General features: G+C 69.7%; 3 protein-coding genes. All 3 read right to left on the bottom strand.

Features of this window, described 5'->3' with window-relative positions; genetic code table 11:
* Positions 1-150 precede the first annotated feature (150 nt).
* Positions 151-1,689, bottom strand: coding sequence for an ISKra4 family transposase (locus VGJ14_15585; GenBank protein ID HEY2833850.1), 1,539 nt, complete (start codon positions 1,687-1,689; stop codon positions 151-153).
* Entirely contained in the window at positions 1,686-1,985 is a 300-nt protein-coding gene (locus VGJ14_15580) for a DUF6788 family protein (protein HEY2833849.1), read from the bottom strand. Before VGJ14_15580 ends, VGJ14_15585 begins: the two co-directional genes overlap by 4 nt.
* 170 nt (positions 1,986-2,155) lie before the next feature.
* The coding region (locus VGJ14_15575; protein ID HEY2833848.1) for a serine hydrolase domain-containing protein at positions 2,156-2,381 on the bottom strand (226 nt) is incomplete at its 5' end.

The following is a 2,381-nucleotide window of genomic DNA, read 5'->3' as shown; positions in this document are numbered from 1 at the left end:
GTCGTCGGCTACGCGATGGACGACAACTACAAGACGCCGCTTATCATCGAGGCCGTCCGCATGGCTGCACGCAACCTGTCCTTCACCCGCGACGCGATCTTCCACTCCGATAGGGGCAGTAACTATACGGGTGCGGCTCTCCTGGAGTGATCAGGCGGCGTGTGGGATGAGTCCGTTGAGGTAGCGGGTTTCGTGGACGCGTCGGTGTTCTTGTGTGAGGTGGTAGCGCCAGTAGGTGTCGAAGTCGCCGTTGCTGCGGAGGGCTCGGAGTTTGAGGACGGCCTCGGCGCCGAGCAGGCCCCAGCGGGCTCCGGTGATGTCCATGCGGTCTTTGACGAGGTGGCGGCAGGCGCCTTCGATGACGCCGGTGGCGATCGGCCAGCCGTTGTGTAGCGCGGTCGGGTAGTCCAGGTGGTGCTGCTTGTTGATCAGGTAGGTGGCGCAGGCGTCGGCGCCTGCGCGTTGGGGTGGGTCGAGCCCTTGGCGGGTGGCAGCGCGACGGAGGCCGACGGCGACTCGGGTGGCCTTGCCCGCCAGGACGGCGGTGGCTTTGTCGTGAACCCATTGTTCGGCGGTGGGGTCACCTTCGTGGTGGAAGGACCAGGCCGCTTTCCACAAGTACTCAAGAACATGAATGAAGTCGCACAGGATGGTCACGTTGACACCGCGGCGGGTGGCTTCGGTCTGGATGCGGTCGATCTGGTGGTTGTTGCCGTCGACCAGCGCGATCCAGGTGCGTGCGTGGGTGGGGTCGCGGCGGTCGGCTTCGTCGAAGATGCGGCCGATGACGGTGGCGGTGTCCTGGGTGATGCTGGCGGTCAACCACTTGTCCGCCGCGACCGGGGCCTCGGCAGGCTGCGTGGGGTCGGTGTCGGCGCTGGTGTCCTGGCGGCTGGCGAGGATGTCGGCGGGGGTGCGCACGACCGGGTCGACGTCGTAGACGGCGCCGACCTCGGCCAGGCGTTTGCGGTTGCGTTTCTCGCCCTTGGACAGCCGCGTGGACAGTTTCGTGGTGGCCGAGGCGGCGGCTGTGGCGGTGGCCGGGCGCAGCGCATCGGGGCGCATGACGATGCCCTTGCCGTCGGCGGACAGGACCAGCACGTCCCGACCGGCGCCCGGTTGCGGTCTGCGCCGGGCGTAGAAGTCCTCGACGTCGACCGCGGCCCGCCCGACGAGTTGTTCGGCCTGGCGTTTGCCCAGCCGGACCCCGGTGGCCCGCTCGATCGCCTCGGCGGTGTCGTCGTAGGAGCCCCGCGCCGCTTCGAGGGCGGCCAGCTTCCGCAGGCCGTGGGAGTGCTTCTCCACCGGCAGGTTCAGCGTGGCGTCGGCGGGATACAGGTTGGCGTGACCGCGGCGGCGGTAGGCCAGCCTCGTCACCCTCACCTCGCCGAACACCGTGGTCAGCGCGCGGGTGTGCCCGGCCTCGACCCCGCCGCGGGCGACTTGCCCGGCGTCGGTCACTTCCGGCAGGCGTTGCTCGCGCAGCGCCCGCAGCTGCAGGTGATCCTGCATCAGCCGGCGCAACAGCTCGCGACCGGCCTGCTGCAGGTGGGTTTCCAGCTCGGCGTGCGCCAGGCCGGCGGCCTGGGCGCCGTCGAGGAAACCCAGCGTCGAGTCGAACAGCGCGCGGCTGGCGGCGAATCCCTCGGCCCCGCCGGTCGCCGCCGGCCCGGTCACCGGCCCGGTCACCGCCGCCCCCGCCGGGCGGCCAGCCCCCTGATGAGCGCGCCGCGGCCGGCCTCACCGGCCGCGGCCAGTTCCGCCTCGGCCGCCCGGTAGCGGTCCACCGCCGCGGCTACCGCGGCCACCTCCGCCTGCGGCAGCATCACAAACCGGGTCCGGCCACGCTCGGAGTAGGACAGCACGGTCGCCTCGTGCAGATCCCCAGCCGCGCAGCGGCAGTTGGGCTTGCCGCAGCGGCGCCGATGCACAACCACCGACCCGCGGATCATCTCCGGCACCCCGGCCGAGCCGTTCCTGGGCATGATCACGCCATCCTTCCACACCAGATCTGCCAGTTGTCCACTGGCAGATTCTCCCGCGGCAGGGAGCCGCTGACCTGCACATATGAGGCGTGTCGGGAAGGAAGACGATCCGTCCGCAACCGATCGAACGGCACTGCCAAAGCGGACGAGACAGCAGGGGCTACGTCACTTCAGGAGAGCCGCACCCATATCGGATCGCTGAACTGGAGCTTGCCCTCCTGGACCAGCAGCACAATCACCGCGGAGGTCATCGTCTTGGTAATCGAGGCGATACGGTAGTGGGTGTCAGCGCCCGGCGGCACTTGGGCGCCCCGTTGCGTCGTGCCGACGGCAGTCGTGAAATCGCCCTGCGGGGTACGCACCTCCACCACGGCGCCGGGAATCAACAGCTCCTTG

This window comes from Sporichthyaceae bacterium (assembly GCA_036493475.1).
Lineage (GTDB): Bacteria > Actinomycetota > Actinomycetes > Sporichthyales > Sporichthyaceae > DASQPJ01.
The sequence above is the reverse complement of the archived record's forward strand: the minus strand, read 5'-3'. Positions and strand labels throughout refer to the sequence as shown.